At 63.6% G+C, this 15,983-nt stretch carries 16 protein-coding genes; 8 read left to right on the plus strand and 8 right to left on the minus strand.

Annotated features, from left to right (window positions below):
• Positions 1-79: 79 nt before the first annotated feature.
• A complete protein-coding gene (locus JQ624_RS20000; RefSeq protein WP_212420630.1) occupies positions 80-523 on the minus strand; it encodes a hypothetical protein in 444 nt (147 codons plus the stop codon).
• 196 nt (positions 524-719) lie between these two features.
• Here JQ624_RS20000 and JQ624_RS20005 point away from each other — a divergent pair, with 196 nt between their 5' ends.
• Complete coding sequence (locus tag JQ624_RS20005) at positions 720-1,889, plus strand: MFS transporter (protein ID WP_249129944.1); 1,170 nt, start codon at positions 720-722, stop codon at positions 1,887-1,889.
• Between the two features lie 61 nt (positions 1,890-1,950).
• On the opposite strand, the gene JQ624_RS20010 is transcribed toward JQ624_RS20005, so the two are convergent.
• Together JQ624_RS20010 and JQ624_RS20015 are read right to left on the minus strand one after the other, a co-directional pair.
• Positions 1,951-2,355 (minus strand): DUF4864 domain-containing protein, encoded by a 405-nt coding sequence (locus JQ624_RS20010; RefSeq protein ID WP_212420632.1) that lies wholly within the window; start codon positions 2,353-2,355, stop codon positions 1,951-1,953.
• A 127-nt stretch (positions 2,356-2,482) separates the two neighbouring features.
• A complete protein-coding gene (locus tag JQ624_RS20015) occupies positions 2,483-2,920 on the minus strand; it encodes a cupin domain-containing protein (protein ID WP_212420633.1) in 438 nt (145 codons plus the stop codon).
• A gap of 124 nt (positions 2,921-3,044) precedes the next feature.
• Between JQ624_RS20015 and JQ624_RS20020 the strand changes: the two genes are divergently transcribed.
• Positions 3,045-3,938, plus strand: a complete 894-nt coding sequence (locus tag JQ624_RS20020; RefSeq protein WP_212420634.1) for a LysR family transcriptional regulator — start codon at positions 3,045-3,047, stop codon at positions 3,936-3,938.
• 21 nt (positions 3,939-3,959) lie between these two features.
• Here the strand turns inward: JQ624_RS20020 and JQ624_RS20025 are convergent, their stop codons facing one another.
• Positions 3,960-5,501: a lysozyme inhibitor LprI family protein gene (locus JQ624_RS20025; RefSeq protein ID WP_212420635.1), complete on the minus strand. Its 1,542-nt coding sequence runs from the start codon at positions 5,499-5,501 to the stop codon at positions 3,960-3,962.
• A 138-nt stretch (positions 5,502-5,639) separates the two neighbouring features.
• Positions 5,640-6,188 carry a cupin domain-containing protein gene (locus JQ624_RS20030; protein WP_212420636.1) on the minus strand — a complete coding sequence of 183 codons (549 nt, stop codon included), beginning with the start codon at positions 6,186-6,188 and terminating at the stop codon, positions 5,640-5,642.
• A gap of 154 nt (positions 6,189-6,342) precedes the next feature.
• On the opposite strand from JQ624_RS20030, the gene JQ624_RS20035 reads away from it, so the two are divergent.
• Together JQ624_RS20035 and JQ624_RS20040 are read left to right on the plus strand one after the other, a co-directional pair.
• Positions 6,343-7,671 carry an aspartate aminotransferase family protein gene (locus JQ624_RS20035; protein ID WP_212420637.1) on the plus strand — a complete coding sequence of 443 codons (1,329 nt, stop codon included), beginning with the start codon at positions 6,343-6,345 and terminating at the stop codon, positions 7,669-7,671.
• Between the two features lie 61 nt (positions 7,672-7,732).
• Entirely contained in the window at positions 7,733-8,998 is a 1,266-nt protein-coding gene (locus JQ624_RS20040; RefSeq protein WP_212420638.1) for a D-amino acid dehydrogenase, read from the plus strand.
• A 106-nt stretch (positions 8,999-9,104) separates the two neighbouring features.
• Here JQ624_RS20040 and JQ624_RS20045 read toward each other — a convergent pair whose 3' ends face one another.
• The 3 genes from JQ624_RS20045 to JQ624_RS20055 all read right to left on the minus strand — a co-directional run bounded on the left by JQ624_RS20045 (position 9,105) and on the right by JQ624_RS20055 (position 12,310).
• Positions 9,105-9,386 carry a hypothetical protein gene (locus tag JQ624_RS20045; protein ID WP_249129934.1) on the minus strand — a complete coding sequence of 94 codons (282 nt, stop codon included), beginning with the start codon at positions 9,384-9,386 and terminating at the stop codon, positions 9,105-9,107.
• Between the two features lie 382 nt (positions 9,387-9,768).
• Positions 9,769-11,538: an adenylate/guanylate cyclase domain-containing protein gene (locus JQ624_RS20050; RefSeq protein ID WP_283816936.1), complete on the minus strand. Its 1,770-nt coding sequence runs from the start codon at positions 11,536-11,538 to the stop codon at positions 9,769-9,771.
• 88 nt (positions 11,539-11,626) lie between these two features.
• Positions 11,627-12,310 carry a cupin domain-containing protein gene (locus JQ624_RS20055; protein WP_212420640.1) on the minus strand — a complete coding sequence of 228 codons (684 nt, stop codon included), beginning with the start codon at positions 12,308-12,310 and terminating at the stop codon, positions 11,627-11,629.
• A 164-nt stretch (positions 12,311-12,474) separates the two neighbouring features.
• Here JQ624_RS20055 and JQ624_RS20060 point away from each other — a divergent pair, with 164 nt between their 5' ends.
• Genes JQ624_RS20060 through JQ624_RS20075 form a run of 4 tightly spaced genes read left to right on the plus strand, consistent with a single transcriptional unit; the run spans position 12,475 to position 15,932 of the window.
• Entirely contained in the window at positions 12,475-13,242 is a 768-nt protein-coding gene (locus tag JQ624_RS20060) for an ABC transporter substrate-binding protein (protein WP_212420641.1), read from the plus strand.
• Entirely contained in the window at positions 13,242-13,895 is a 654-nt protein-coding gene (locus tag JQ624_RS20065; protein ID WP_212420642.1) for an amino acid ABC transporter permease, read from the plus strand. The genes JQ624_RS20060 and JQ624_RS20065 overlap by 1 nt, the downstream gene beginning before the upstream one ends.
• On the plus strand, positions 13,892-14,623 hold the full coding sequence (locus tag JQ624_RS20070; protein WP_212420643.1) for an amino acid ABC transporter ATP-binding protein: 732 nt from the start codon (positions 13,892-13,894) through the stop codon (positions 14,621-14,623). Before JQ624_RS20065 ends, JQ624_RS20070 begins: the two co-directional genes overlap by 4 nt.
• A 22-nt stretch (positions 14,624-14,645) precedes the next feature.
• Positions 14,646-15,932 (plus strand): FAD-binding oxidoreductase, encoded by a 1,287-nt coding sequence (locus tag JQ624_RS20075; protein WP_212420746.1) that lies wholly within the window; start codon positions 14,646-14,648, stop codon positions 15,930-15,932.
• Positions 15,933-15,983 lie beyond the last annotated feature (51 nt).

Consider the following 15,983-nt stretch of genomic DNA (forward strand, 5'->3'; position numbering starts at 1 on the left):
GATTGGATCCCTGATCTCGCGATGGACCACGGGCATGCGCGCGCTGGTCGCGCGGCTGCCCACGTCGTTACGTCAGAGATCAGGCGATGGGGGGACGATAGAGCAGAGGGGGCGCCTCGCCCGGCAGACGCTGGAAGTTTTCGGCAAGGCAGAGCGAGATCGGCTGCACGGGTTTTGCGACGGCAGGCAGATTGGCCGCGATCGCCGAAACGCACAGCATGGCGCAGCATGGTCCCGGCGAGCCCTTGCCGTCGTGCTGATGCCTGGCGTGATCATGCGTGGCGCCGCCGGTATCGGCGTGTTGATGTCCTTCGCCATGCTGGTGCGCGGCGCTCGCCGCATGCATCGGCTGCGCGCCGTCATGCGCATGCGCGGCGGCGGTCGTCGGTAGCTCGGTCATCAGGCAGGACGCGGCATCGCCAAGCGCCAGCGCCACGCCGGGCGCGAGTACGCAAAACAGATAGAGCAGGGCGACAAACCACCCCGCTTTGGCGCGCACCGGCCTCGTCAAGCGAACGAACATGGCGACAACTTAACGCCATCAGCCGATTCAGCCAAGGTGCGGAAGGGCGCTGTCCCATCACATCTGCATGCCCAATATCGCGGCAATGTGGCTTGACGTTAGGCGATTTGCCACCGAAGTTGCGTGCGCCGTGGCCATTTCTTCTGAACTTTCCCGAGATTCCGACCTGTTCGTTCCCGACGCGCGCCGGGCATGGATGCGGCTTGCCGTGGCCGTGCTGATCGGCTCGCTCGGCAGCGTCGGCATGTGGTCGGTGGTGGTCGCACTTCCCGTGGTGCAGACCGAGTTCGCCGCAAGCCGCGGCACCGCCTCGCTGGCGTTCACGATGATCATGCTCGGATTCGGTTCCGGCGCGGTGCTGACCGGCAGGATCACCGACCGCTACGGCATCGTCACCGCGATCGGGCTCGGCATCGGCATTCTCGGCCTCGGTTATGTCGTCGCGGGAATGTCGACCTCGATCTGGCAATTCATCCTGGTGCATTTCGCCATCGGGCTGTCCTCGTCGGCCACTTTCGGACCCTTGATGGCGGAAGCCTCGCACTGGTTCGACCGCTACCGGGGGCTCGCGGTCGCGATTGCCGCCAGCGGCAATTACATCGGCGGCGCGATCTGGCCGCCGCTGGTCAACCACGGCATCGAGACCATGGGCTGGCGCAACACCCACATCGCGATCGGCATCTTCACGGCGGTGGCGATGACGCTGGCGCTGATCGGCTTGCGGATGCTGATGGGGGCGGGGGTGCAGCGCAACCATGAAAACGCGCCGCCGCCGCGCGTCGACTTGCGCCTTTCCACCAATGCGCTGACGGTGATGCTGTCGCTTGCGGCGATTGCCTGCTGCGTGGCGATGTCGATGCCGCAGGTTCATATCGTGGCCTATTGCGGCGATCTCGGCTATGGCGTGGCGCGGGGCGCCGAGATGCTGTCGCTGATGCTGGGGTTTGGCATCATCAGCCGCATCGCAAGCGGCTTTCTCGCCGACAAGATCGGCGGCATCCGCACGCTCCTGATCGGCTCGGTGGCGCAGGGCACCGCGCTATTGTTCTATTTGTTCTTCGACGGCCTGACCTCGCTCTACATCATCTCCGCGATGTTCGGCCTGTTCCAGGGCGGCATCGTGCCGAGCTACGCGATCATCGTGCGCGAGGCGATGCCGGCATCTGAGGCCGCGACACGCGTCGGCATCGTGATCTTCGCCTCCGTGTTCGGCATGTCGTTCGGCGGCTGGATCTCGGGCGCGATCTTCGACGCCACCGGCTCCTACGGCGCCGCCTTCGCCAACGGGCTGGGGTGGAATGCGTTCAACATCGCCGTCATGCTATTGTTGCTGATGCGCGCACGGCAGCGGCTGGCGATGGCTTAGAATCTTTTTTGACGCGTTTTCTTCACGCGAACCGGAATCCACTTCGCTCGAAAACGCTATGTTACACCGCCTGTCCCGCCTTCAATAGCGAACAGCCCGTGATCTTGAAACTGCCGTCCGGCTGTTGCTCCAGCGTATACATCGCCTCCCAGGCCTCGCCATTGTCGTCGACGATGTGGACGCGCTGGGCGATCCGGCCACCGGCGGCGCGCGCCTCGCCGAATTCAAAACTCTTGTGGCGATAGACCGGCGTGTAAGCCTGCTGGACCATCTGCATGAAGATGTCGGCCTGCGGAAACAGCTGCCTGATCTCGGGCGCCGCATGGGAATAGGCCGCTGCGGCGTCGTCGCGGCTGAACGCCCGCTCCTGCGCGCGGATCACGCTCTGCGCGGCGGCGACGTCGTCGGCGAATGCCGGCGCTGCGAGGCCGAGCAGAAACACGAGAAGCAGGACGATGGCGCGCATGCGATTGCTCCCGTTGGTCGCGCTGGTGCGACGGAAGCAAAAGTTACACCTGCCGGAAAGGGCGTACAAATCACAGCTCGCGGCGCTGGTGCCGCTTCCGCACGCGATGCGGTTCGGGCGTTCTCGCCTAGTGCGACATCATGTCGAGGAACGGCGTGTCGTTGGCGCTGACGTAGAAGATGACGACCTTGGTCGCCTCGGTGGCGCTGCGGTTGTAGCCGGTCATCGGTACCTTGGGCGGCTCGACCAGCGCTTCGCCGGCCTTGACCGTCAGCGGCGGGCGGCCGTCGAGCTCGAGGGTGAAGGCGCCTTCCAGCACATAGACCGTCACCGGAAACCGGTGGGTGTGATAGACGGTCTTGTCGCCCGGCTTGAACGTTGCGGTCATGACCCGCACGGTCTGCTTGTCGTCCGCGGGCAATCCCTCGACGACCTGCTGCAGGACCAGGTTGGGCTTGGCGATACCGGGTCTGGCCGCGCCGTGCTGCTGCGCCACTGCCGGGTAGCCAAGGCCGGCGCCGAGGCTGGCAAGCAGGGCGATGCCCGGGACGAGATTGCTGCGCATCTTGTTGCTCCTATCGTTGGCCAATTACCGCGCGGTCGTTCGTTGCAAAAAGCCTAGGCGGCACGGCCCCGCCGCGGGAGCCGCAAGATTGCTAGACCCGGCTCCAGAAGTGCATAATGGGCGCATGTTCGACTGGAACGACCTGAAATATTTCCTCGCCGTTGCGCGCCACGGCAGCACGATCGCCGCGGGCAAGGCGCTTGGCACCAGCCAGTCGACCGTGCATCGCCGGCTCGAAGAGCTCGAACGCCGGATCGGGCAGGCGCTGGTGACACGAGCTGCCAGCGGCTATCGCCTGACCGAATACGGCACCACGCTGCTGCCGTTCGCCGAACGCATCGAGGCCGCGGTCGGGGACTTCCAGCGGCGGGCAACCGATGCCGAGCAGGACATGAAGGGCACGATCCGCGTCACCTGTCCGGAGCCGATCGTCATCCGCATGACGCAGTCGGGCCTGATCGAGGGGTTTCATGCCCGCCATCCGCATCTGCGCGTCGAATTCATCACCAGCGACCGCTATCTCGACCTGTCGAAGGGGGAGGTGGACATAGCCTTCCGCTCCGGCGATACCGACGACGACGAGCTGATCGGCCGCAAGATCGCGGATTCGTTCTGGGCGGTTTACGCCAGTCATGGGTATATCGAGCACCACGGCAAGCCCGGCCGCGTGGAGGATTTGTCGCAACATCTTCTGGTCGGCTTCGACGAAACGTTGGCTGGTCACCGCGCCGCGAAGTGGCTGAAGGAGGTCGCGCCCGAGGCCAGGATGCCCGTGCGCAACAACAGCGTGCTTGGACTCGTCTCCGCGGTGAAATCCGGCGCCGGCCTCGGCCCGTTGCCGACGGCGCTCGGCGATGCTGAGCCGGATCTGGTCCGCGTGCTCGGTCCCGTTCCGGAACTGACGCGAAGCTGGCGGCTGTTGACGCATCCCGACATTCGCCGCGTGCCGCGCATTGCCGCGTTCTTCGACTACATCGTCGAGCAGCGCGACGCGCTGAAGCCGATCCTGACTGGATGATGGCTGAGATAATCCGGCGGCCTACCGGATCGATCCGCCGAGATTATCGATATCGGGCGAGGGGCGGGCGGGAAACAGTTTTGCGGTCGATGAGTTCGACACATTGCGCCGGCATTTGGCCTCGTCGGCGGTCTCGTCCTCCGTGCCGTCCTTCTTCCAGCGTTTTTTGGCGAAGGCATCGTCGAGCCGGTTGACGATCAGCGTGGCGTGGTCGCGCTCCAGCGTATCCGGGTTCTTGCGCTTTTCGTCGGCGCGGAAAATGCCGTTCACGACCTTGCCCGTCATCGCGTAATCGCAGCCGGCCTTCCAGTCGCCCTGTTCCCATTTCCAGCCCCGGCCGGAGAGGGTGCCATCCGCGTTCGCGGTGATCTTGATGATCGCATTGTAGGCAAGCCAGATGCCGGCGAGGCCGGTGCGCCTGTCGTCAAAGCCCTCGAGCAAGGCGATCCGCTCGCGCTGCAACCCGTTGAGATGGTCGCGGGCGTCGGTGGTGTAGTGCATCTGCGAGGTTCGCTTCTCCCAGGCCGGATGCAGGAACTGCGGAAACTGCGCGGCCTGGGCCTTGACCCAATGGCGCTGGTCCTCCGTCAGCGCGCGCCTTGTCACGTCATCGAGCCGCGGCAGCAATACCTTCCAGGCGCGGTTCAGCCGCTGGTCGTTGTCGGCAAGGTCCGGATCGGAGCAGATCTCTTCCTCGGTCGCGGTCTTAGGGTCCGTGCAGTCGAATGTCGGCGTCACGAAAGTCGTGTCCGCCTTGCCCGGCGCGGCTTCCGGCTTGCCGTCCGGAAAATAACTCGCCGTGATCTGCTCGACCGATTCGCAGCCGGGCAGGTCGTTGGTCCAGCCCTCGTCGCCGGCCACGATCGCAACGCGGAGCGTCTCGCCCTGGCGGCGCATCTTAATCGTCGCCGGCTTCTTCGGTTCCGATTTGGCATCGGCCGTTGCCTTGTCGTCGGCGGATGCCTTCGCTGGCGCGGCCTCCTCCGGCAGCAACGATCCCGCCAGCCATCCGCCGGCGGCGGGCTTGACGAGCGCGCCCACCGTGCACGCCGTGTGCCGGTCGCTGCCGTAGTTGACGCGGATGTTGATAGCGAGGCGATAGGCGTCGCCCTCCGCCGGCGTCACCGCGATGCCGCCGAACGCGCTGCTCCATCGCCCGGTGAAACCAGTACGACCGATGCCGTCAGCCATACCTTCGAGCGCGGCAACCCGCGACCGTAGCGTCTCCGCAAAACCGGTGCGGATATCGCCATCGTCCATGTCAGCCGCGGCTTCGAGAATCATTTCGTTGAACCAGGTCTGATCTCGCTTCAGCAGCGGGCGGATGTTGGCCGGCGTCTTCGGCAGCACGGCGTCGAACGCCTTGTCGATCCGGGCGACCAGTTTGTCGTAGCCGTGCTCCTTGCAGAGGGCGGTCTTGATGCGGTCGGCGTCGGTCTCGCCGCACAGCCTGACCGGCGTCGGCTTGCTGTTGGAGGCGCGCAGATAGTCGTCCATGGCGCTCGCGCTGGCCGGCACCAGAGATAGCGCGACGGCGAACGTCGCAAGGCGAGGCATGGACATGGATATCGGCTCTCGGATGCGATCCTCCGCCTTAGTCGTCCTTGCCGCCGTTCGGGTTCAGCGTGCGGCCGGGAGCTTTCCCGAGAGTGTTGCGAATGGTGTCGTCTCTTTCAGACGCCCGTCCATCTATCTATTGTCTCAAAACGTCGGCGGCGTACAGGCGGAGATCACCTCGCACGGTTTTCCGCCAACGCAGCGAAAGCGATGCGGCCTGCGGCTTTCGAAATAATAGGCGTCGCCGGGGTCGAGAATGCGGCGCTCGTCGTCGACGGTGACCTCGAGCCGGCCCGAGACCACGATGCCGCCTTCCTCGCCATCATGGGTCAGTGGCACCCGGCCGGTGTCGCTGCCCGGCTCGTAGCGTTCTTTCAGAATTTGCAATGCGCGGCCGAACATGGTGTCGCCGACCTGGCGATAGGAGATCGGCTGCTTGCCGATCTCGGTCAATTCGTCGGCGCGATAGAACGCCTTGCGCGGCCGCTCCGGCTCGATCGCGAAGAATTCGGCGAGCCCCATCGGCAGCCCGTCGAGGATGCGCTTGAGCGCACCGACGCTAGGGTTCATCTGGTTCGATTCGATCAGCGAAATCGTCGAATTGGTCACGCCGGAGCGCTTGGCCAGCTCGCGCTGCGACAGCTTGTGCCGGGCGCGGACGAAGCGGAGTCGCCCACCGATATCGACGCTCATCGGAAATCCCTGTTGCAAGTGTTTCGGATCGAACAAATATGCCCCGACGTGGCTAGCAAAATCAATGGGTTGCAGGAACGTAGAAAAGGACTTGTTGTGGCTTCCCGAGCGTGGCCCGGTGGTGCCTTGCGCTGCCAGCACAGGAGCTAGAGCCGTGACCCTTCATCAGAAGCCGAACACCCTGCAGACCGATTCGTTCTGGATGCCGTTCACGGCCAACCGGCAGTTCAAGAAAGCGCCGCGGCTGTTCGCTTCCGCCGAGGGCATGCACTACACCACCGTCGACGGCCGCAGGGTGATCGACGGCTCCGCCGGCCTCTGGTGCGTCAATGCCGGCCATGGCCGCCGCCAGATCGCCGCCGCCGTCGAGCGGCAGCTGATGACCCTCGACTTCGCGCCCTCGTTCAACATGGGCCATCCGCTGGCGTTCGATTTCGCCGAGCGGCTCGCCGAGATCGCGCCCAAAGGTCTCGACCGCATCTTCTTCACCAACTCGGGCTCTGAATCGGTCGACACCGCGCTGAAGATCGCGCTGGCCTATCAGCGCGCCATTGGACAGGGGACGCGGACGCGCCTGATCGGCCGCGAGCGCGGCTACCACGGCGTCGGCTTCGGCGGCATTTCGGTCGGCGGCATGGTGGCGAACCGCCGCGCCTTTGCGACCCATCTGCCTGGCGTCGACCACATTCGTCACACCCATGATCTTACCCGCAACGCCTTTGCCAAGGATCAGCCGGAGCATGGCGCCGAGCTCGCCGACGATCTCGAGCGGATGGTGGCGCTGCATGGCGCCGATACCATCGCGGCCGTCATTGTCGAGCCGGTGCCGGGCTCGACCGCGGTGCTGCCGCCGCCGAAGGGCTACCTGAAGCGCCTGCGTGAAATCTCCGAGAAGCACGGCATCCTGCTGATCTTCGACGAGGTGATCACCGGTTTCGGCCGCCTCGGCGCGCCGTTCGCGGCGGATTATTTCGGCGTCACGCCGGACCTGATGACGACCGCCAAGGGCATCACCAACGGCACCGTGCCCTGCGGCGCGGTGTTCGCCAGCCGCAAGATCCACGACGGGCTGATGAACGGCCCCGAAGGCATGATCGAGCTGTTCCACGGCTACACCTATTCCGCGCATCCGGTCGCCTGCGCGGCGGGCCTTGCGACGCTCGACATCTACAAGGACGAGGGGCTTTTGACGCGCGGCGCAACGCTTGCCGAATACTGGCGCGATGCGCTGCATTCGCTGAAAGGCCTGCCGAACCTCATCGATATCCGCAATGTCGGCCTGATGGGCGCGGTCGAAGTCGCGCCGCGCAAGGACGGCATCGGCGCGCGCGGCTACGACGTGATGGTGGATTGCTTCAACCGCGGACTTTATCTGCGCATGAGCGGCGATTCCTTTGCGCTGTCGCCGCCCTTGATCGTCGAGAAGAGCCATATCGACGACATCGTCTCGATCCTGGGCGACGCGATCAAGCGTGTGGCCTGATCCTTGCTCGCAAGGAAAACAGCGGCCGCGGGATAATCCCGCGGCGGATGTGTGAGGGATCGTGAAGACAATCGTTCTCGGCAGTGGCGTCATCGGCGTCTCCACGGCCTATTACCTGGCGCGCGCCGGCCATGAAGTTGTTGTCGTCGACCGTCAGGCCGAGCCCGCACAGGAAACCAGTTTCGCCAATGCCGGTGAGGTCTCGCCCGGCTATTCCTCGCCCTGGGCCGGCCCAGGCGTGCCGGTCAAGGCGATCAAATGGCTATTGATGCGGCACGGCCCGCTGGTGATCTGGCCCAAGCTCGATCCTGTCATGTGGATCTGGGGCCTGAAGATGCTGCGCAACTGCACCGAAGAGCGCTACGCCATCAACAAGAGCCGGATGATTCCGATCGCCGAACACAGCCGCGACTGCCTGCGGGCGCTGCGCGCCGAAATCGGCATCAAATATGACGAGCGCAGCCGCGGCACGCTGCAGCTGTTCCGCAAGCAGAAGCAGATCGACAGTACCGGCGGCGATATCGCGGTGCTCAAGCAATATGGCGTGCCCTACGAAGTGCTCGACCGCGAAGGCTGCATTGGCGCCGAGCCTGCGCTGTCGACGGTGAAGGACAAGTTCGTCGGCGGACTGCGGTTGCCGCAGGACGAGACCGGCGATTGCCATATGTTTACGCAGGCGCTCGCCAAGGAAGCAGCAAAGCTCGGCGTGCAGTTCAAATTCAATACCGGCATCGAACGGCTGGTTGCGGAAGGCGACAAGATCACCGGCGTCGTCACCAGCGCGGGGCTGTTGCAGGCCGATGCCTACGTCGCGGCACTCGGCAGCTGGACGCCGCGATTGCTCAAGCCGATCGGCATTTCCGTTCCGGTCTATCCCGTAAAGGGCTATTCGATCACGGTGCCGGTCACCGATCCCGACAGCGCGCCGGTATCGACCGTGATGGACGAGAGCTACAAGGTCGCGATCACGCGGCTCGGCGACCGTATCCGCGTCGGCGGCACCGCGGAAATCTCGGGCTATTCGGACCGGCTCGATGCGGCGCGGCGCGCGACGCTCGATCATTCCCTGACCGACATGTTTCCGCGCGGCGGCGACCTCGGCAAGGCCACGTTCTGGAGCGGCCTGCGCCCGATGACGCCAGACGGACCGCCGGTCATCGGCGCCACGCGCTACAGCAATTTGCATCTCAACACCGGCCACGGCACGCTCGGCTGGACCATGGCCTGTGGTTCGGGGAGGGTGCTGGCGGACCTGATGTCGGGACGGAAGCCGGACATCGACGTGAGCGAGCTGAATGTGAGCCGGTACGATCATCGGTTCGGGTGACGGCCCAGACGGCGTCCGCATCGTCAATGCGACCGCTGGATTCGTCGGACGCCTCACGGTCGGTCGCGCGCAATTGGCCAGAGGCGCGAGACCCGCTGAGTTCCACTCAGTGCAGCGCCTGCTCGCGGGCGCTTAGCGCCTTCTTCACCAGCTCCGGCAAGGTCCTGGCGTAGACCTCAATGAATGTGGCATCGCCATTGGAGCGCGGCGTGTGGGCGGCCTGTTCGGCGATGCGTGCGGCCTTGGCCTCGCACTTCGCGAACAGGTTCCAGAACCATTCCGGCTTTTTGTCCACCGACTCCTTGTGGAGCTTGATGACGGCAGCGCCTACTGCCGCCATGGCATTGACGGCGCCCGCGCTCATGGCGCTTAAGGCAGCCGAACTCATGATATCTTCTCGGGCCTCGGCGGCAGCGGCTCGTGCTTTGCCATGCTTCCCTTGGTTCGGCATGCTCGGCTCCTTTCCTCATGTACCCTATACCAACTCCGGGAAGCCTAGGCGTCGGGGGTTGTCGACAATCCTAAATTGGGATTGTCGATTTCGTTCGGGTATATTTAAATTCCTTCATGTGAACTCGATGGCTCCAAGCGAGCATGGGTTTTAGCTCATGGCCGGTGGAAGTTGTTCAACGGGACTGTAGATCGCGCGCCGATCGTCCGGATCATCTGTATTGAGAGGATCAGCGCAGTGCGTCGTTGTTCGACCGTCTTAAGGATCCGTTCACTATGTTTGTCGTGGATGCGTGGAAACTGGGCGTGGCGCGTGGCCATCACCGCAAGTTCGATACACCCGCGCGACGTAAGCCATCTGCGAGGTGTTCCCGGTACTTCAGATCAAGATAAGGCGTCGTAACCTCGAACAGCCGCTGCGGGTCCTTCGGCTGCAGGGAGTTGAACTCGTTTAGTAACGGCCGTGCTTCCTCGGTGCGTCCAAGTTGGCCCAGGCTCGCGAGAAGAATCCTGAGACCAAGATGGAGATGGCGTGGACGTACTGCGAGCTGGCTGTAATGTAGCGCCTCCTCGTAGTTCTCTTGATGGTAGTGGGCCAGCGCGACGAAGCTCTGGAAACTTCCGGCTTGAGGATCATTCGGATTCAGCCGGAGGCTGCGCAGCAGGGAATCGAGAGCTTCCCTGAAGTGTCCGATATGAACCCGAACCAAACCAAGGCTGAAAAAGCCGAGCGCGAAGTTCGGGTTGAGATCGATCGAGCGCTGCGCCTCCGCAAGCGCCTGCGCATGCATAGAGTTCAGCAAACTCGCCCAGCAAAAGGCATAGTGGGTGTAGGGGTCGCGGTCATCAATCGAGACTGAATGCGCCGCAGCCGCATAGCTCTCAGCCAGGTCGTTCGTGAGATCGCTGCTCCAGCCGTACATGATCCGGCCGACAAGCATGCGCGCGAGCATCATGTGTGGCTGGGCGATGTTCGGATCAAGCTTTATCGCCTGCCGCAGCAGGGTTACGGCTTGCACATGGTGCTCGGGCGCAAGTTGCGAGAAATGGCCCATCGCGCGCATGCAGCAGTCGAATGCGTCCGGATTGCCGACACTCTTGCGAAAGGCTCGTTTTCCCTCCACCAGAAGTATCTCAGGTTCGATCGCACCTACGACGCTCTGCGTGATCTCGTCCTGGATGGCAAAGATGTCGGCCATATCGCGGTCGAATCGCTCGGCCCATAAATGATTGCCGGTTTCCGCTTCGATGAGCTGACCTGTAATCCGCACGCGTTGACCGGCCCTTCGTACGCTTCCTTCGAGGATGTATCGCACGCCAAGCTCGCGAGCGACCTGTTTCACGTCGACGGCTCGTCCCTTGTAGACGAACGTTGAATTTCGCGCGATGACAAAGAACCATCGGTGATGGGACAGGGCGGTGGTGATGTCCTCTGTGATGCCGTCCGCGAAGTACTCCTGCTCCGGATCCCCACTCATGTTTGAGAATGGCAGCACCGCAATTGAGGGTTTGTCCGGCAATGCGAGTTCGCCGCTCAACACGCCTGCAGCCACCGGGTGCTCGGGTCTCCAATCCACGAAGTAGATCGAAACCGGACGGCTAATGTTCTTTAGCGATCGTTGTCCGATCGGCGTGAGGGGAAAGCTCAGCTTGCCCTCGATCTGATCGCGGATCGCACCAGAGATGCAAATTCCGCCCGGCTCCGCGACACCTTCCAGCCGCGCGGCAACATTCACTCCGTCGCCGAACAGATTGTCGCCGTCCACCATGACGTCGCCGAGGTTTAGGCCAATTCGAAATTCCATCCTCCGGTCGTTGGGGAGATCGGCATTGCGGCGATGGAGCGCGCGCTGGATCGCAACTGCGGCGCGCACGGCCTGCACCGGGCTGCTGAACTCCGCAATCACGCTGTCGCCGGCGGATCCGAAAATGCGCCCGGCGTGCTCGGATACAAGATCGGATATCGTGCGACGGTATGCGTCCCAGGTCCGCAAAGTCGCTTCTTCGTCGACTGCCATGAGGCGGCTGTATCCAGCAACATCCGCCGCCAGAATTGCAGCCAAACGCCTACTGATCGTTGGGACGTCCATGGCATGTACGCCCGATCTTGCCAACTGGACCAGTCTAGCCGATCGGAGCGCGCCGGTAAAACCAGTCGCGCTTGTCGACAGCCTGAATTTACCCCGCCTGGGTCACACAATTCACCCACAGCACGACCGCTTTCGCATCCTGCGCGGGATTTGAGAAGCGGTGCGGGCGGCGACTGGCGAAACGAAAGCTGTCGCCGGTCTTGAGGGACCAGGTCTCGGCGTCCACCGTGAGCGTCATCTCGCCTTCCAGCACCAGGCCGGCTTCCTCGCCGTCATGCGTGTAAAGCTCGTCGCCGGTATTGCCGCCGGGCTCCAGGTGCACGAGAAACAGATTGAGACGGTTTTCCGTGCCCGCCGGACTCAGCAATTGTTTGGAAATGCCGGTGCGCCACAGCTTTAGTTCGGCGCGCTGCAGCTGCCGCGTCACCACGCCGCCGGAAGCGGGATCATCGCTTGGCCGGGAGCCGAACAGCGCGGCGATGCCAACGCCGAGCACGTCCGCGAGCGTCGCCAGCACGCGCAGCGAAGGCGACGACAGCCCGCGCTCGATCTGGCTGAGGAAGCCGATCGACAGATCGGTACGATCAGCGATCGTCTCCAGCGACAGTTTGTGTTCACGGCGCAGGTCGCGAATGCGCCGGCCGACGGCGAGATCCATCGCGGGCTCGGCCGGTCTGGCGGCAGCCTTCGCCTTCGGCCGTTGCGCGGCCTTTCCCGCGGCCCTTGCCCCGGCTTTGGGCGCCGGCTTTTTTATTCTCCTGCCACCGCTCACGTCAGACCGCTTCCTTCATGTGCATGAAAATTGCTTGCAAAGCCTCGGGAAGTGTGACCACAATTTCATATTGGTGAAAATAGGCCTGAACCGTGTTCCCCGCAACTCTTTGGTCTAACGCAGAGCGGGCGGGCCGGGCGGCGTTCGATTCAGGAGGGTGTGCGATGGCTCTGAAACGTCTCGTTCAGGCCGCGTTGGCGGCTTTTGTTGTCACTGTCGCGATGCCGGCATCCGCGCAGCAGGTATTGAAGGTAGGCTCGACGCCGACCGGCGTGCCCTTCACCTTCCTCGATACCAAGACCAACAGCATTCAGGGCATCATGGTCGATCTGATCACCGAGATCGGCAAGGATGCCGGCTTCCAGGTCCAGATCGAGCCGATGCAGTTCTCGACGCTGATTGCCTCGCTCACCTCAAACAAGATCGACATCATCTCGGCGGCGATGTTCGTCACGCCGGCGCGCAAGGAAGTGATCGATTTCTCCGAACCGTTCTACAGCTATGGCGAGGGCCTGCTGGTGCCGAAGAGCGACAGCAAGACCTACACCAAGCAGGACGATCTGAAAGGCGAAGTGGTCGGCGCGCAGGTCGGGACCGCGTTCGTCGATGCGCTGAAGAAGTCGGGCCTGTTCAGCGAGGTGAAGGCCTACGACACCATCCCTGACATATTGCGCGATGTGAACGCCGGGCGATTGAAAGCCGGCTTCGCCGACTATCCGATCCTCGCCTACAATTTGAAGCAGGGCGGTTTCCCCGAGGCGCGAATCGTCGAGAGCTACAAGCCGGCGACGGTCGGCTCGGTCGGAATCGGCGTGCGCAAGGGCGATACCGAACTGCTCGCCAAGATCAATGCATCGCTGGCGAAGTTGAAGGCGAACGGCACGGTAGAAAAGATTCTCGATAAATGGGGCCTGAAGGCGCAGGGGACCTGATGCAGGCCTTCTGGCGCGATACTGTCGAGTTCCTGCCGATCCTGATGAGCGGCGTGGCGCTGACGATCATCGTCACGATCGGCTCGCTCTTGCTGTCGACGCTGCTCGGCCTGATCTGGGCGCTGATGCGCGTCTCCGGTATCGGCGTTGTCACGGGGTTCAGCGCCGGGCTGATCAACGTGATCCGCGGCATTCCAATCATCGTGCTGCTGTTCTATCTCTACTTCGTGATGCCGGAGTTCGGCGTCACGCTGACGGCGCTGCAGGCGGCGATCCTGGGCCTTGGCATCGCCTATTCGGCCTATCAGGCCGAAAACTTCCGCGCCGGCATCGAAGCCATCGACAAGGGGCAGATCGAGGCGGCGCAGGCGATCGGCATGAGCTGGTGGCAGACCATGCGCCGCGTGGTGCTGCCACAGGCGGTGAAAATCGTGCTGCCGCCCTACGGCAACGTCATGATCATGATGCTGAAGGATTCGTCGCAGGCCTCGACCATCACGGTCGCCGAGCTCGCGCTGCAGGGCAAGCTGATCGCGTCCTCGACCTTCAAGAACACCAGCGTGTTCACGCTTGTCGCGCTGATGTATCTCACCATGAGCATCCCGCTCATCCTTCTGGTCCGTCACTTCGAAAAGCGCGCGGGCCAGAAATGATCGAGCTTTCCAACGTTCACAAGAGTTTTGGCAAGGTCGAAGTGCTCAAGGGCATCACGGCGTCGGTCGAAAAGGGCGAGGTGGTGTGCATCATCGGCCCCTCCGGTTCGGGAAAATCCACCATCCTGCGCTGCATCAACGGGCTGGAAAGCTATGACAGCGGCGACATCCTTGTCGAAGGCGCGAAGGTCGATCGCAACGCGGCCTCGATCGTTTCGATCCGGACGCAAGTCTCGATGGTGTTCCAGCGCTTCAACCTGTTTCCGCATCGGACCGCGCTGGAGAACGTCATCGAAGGGCCGGTCTATGTGAAGAAGGAGCCGCGTGCCGAGGCGCTGGAGCGCGGCCGCGCCCTGCTGGCGCGGGTGGGGCTGGCCGAGAAAGCCGATGTCCATCCGCCGCAATTGTCGGGCGGACAGCAGCAGCGGGTCGCAATTGCGCGTGCGCTGGCGATGCAGCCGAAGGCGATCCTGTTCGACGAACCGACCTCGGCGCTCGATCCTGAACTGGTCGGCGATGTGCTGTCCGTCATGCGCAAGCTGGCCGATGACGGCATGACCATGGTCGTCGTCACCCATGAGATGGCCTTTGCCAAGGACGTCGCTGATCGCGTGCTGTTCATCGACGGGGGCGTGATCGTCGAGCAGGGGCCGGCGAAATCCGTTCTCAACCAGCCGCAGCATGCGCGCACGCAGGACTTTTTGCGGCGCGTGCTGCATCCGCTCTAAACTTCGGTCGTTGTCCATGAATTTGCCTGTCTCGCTGCCGCTGCCGCCAAGCCTCTATGCCGATACGGCCGTGGCGCCGACACCGGCGCCGCCGCTCGATGCGGACAAAAAAGTTTCGATCGCGATCATCGGTGGCGGCTTCACCGGATTATCCACGGCGCTGCATCTGGCCGAGCAGGGCGTCGACGTGACCGTGCTGGAGGCGCAACAGCCGGGCTGGGGCGCATCGGGCAATAATGGCGGCCAGGTCAACCCGGGCCTCAAGCACGACCCTGACCAGATCGAGGCCGATTTCGGCGCCGACCTTGGCGGCCGCATGATCGCCTTTTCTTACGGCACCACCAACTTCACCTTCGACCTGATCCGGCGTTACCAGATTGCCTGCGAGGCGCGGCAAAACGGCACGCTGCGCGCGGCCTACAATGAAACAAGCGCGGCGGGAATCGAAAACACCGCCAAGCAGTGCATCCGCCGCGGCATGCCGGTGACGCTCCTGAACCGCGAACAGATGCGGGAGATGACCGGCACCGACCGCTATCTCTGCGCCATGCTGGATAATCGCGGCGGCGACCTGCATCCGCTGAGCTATGCGCGCGGCCTGGCGCGCGCCGCGATCGCGGCGGGCGCTGCCGTCCATGGCGAGACGCCGGCGCTCTCCTTGTCGCGTGAAGGTGCCGGCTGGCGCATCGAAACGCCGCGCGGAACCGTGCGCGCCGAAAAGGTGCTGCTGGCGACCAATGGCTTTACGGACGATCTGTGGCCGGGCCTGCGCCGCACCATCGTGCCGGTATTCTCCTCGATCGCCGCCACCGCGCCTTTGTCCGAGGAAGTCGCGCGCGCGATCATGCCGACGCGCCCGGTGCTGTACGAGAGCGGCCACATCACGGTCTATTACCGCATCGATGCGTATAACCGCCTGTTGATGGGCGGACGGGGGCCGATGCGCTGGATCAGCAAGCCTGCCGATGTCGCCTATCTCATCCGCTACGCGGAACGGCTGTGGCCGGGCGTGAAGGGCGCCGCCTGGACCCACGGTTGGAACAGCCGGCTCGCGATCACACCGGATCATTATCCGCATGTGCATGAGCCCGCGGAAAATCTTTTGATCTCGCTCGGCTGCAACGGCCGCGGCGTCGCACTCTCGACCGCGATGGGGCAGCAACTGGCACGCCGTCTCGTCGGCGGCAAGAATGCCGAGATCGATATGCCCGTGACCACCATCAAGCCGATGCCGCTGCACGCGTTCTGGCCGATCGGCGTCACCGCGGCGGTCGTGGCGGGGCGGGTGAGGGACCGGCTGGGGATCTAGCGGTTTCGCTGACGAAATAGGCACATCACAGTCGGTCCGGGTGAGGAACAT

Origin of the sequence: Bradyrhizobium sp. AUGA SZCCT0283 (assembly GCF_018130385.1) — a bacterium.
In the GTDB taxonomy this organism is placed as follows: Bacteria; Pseudomonadota; Alphaproteobacteria; order Rhizobiales; family Xanthobacteraceae; genus Bradyrhizobium.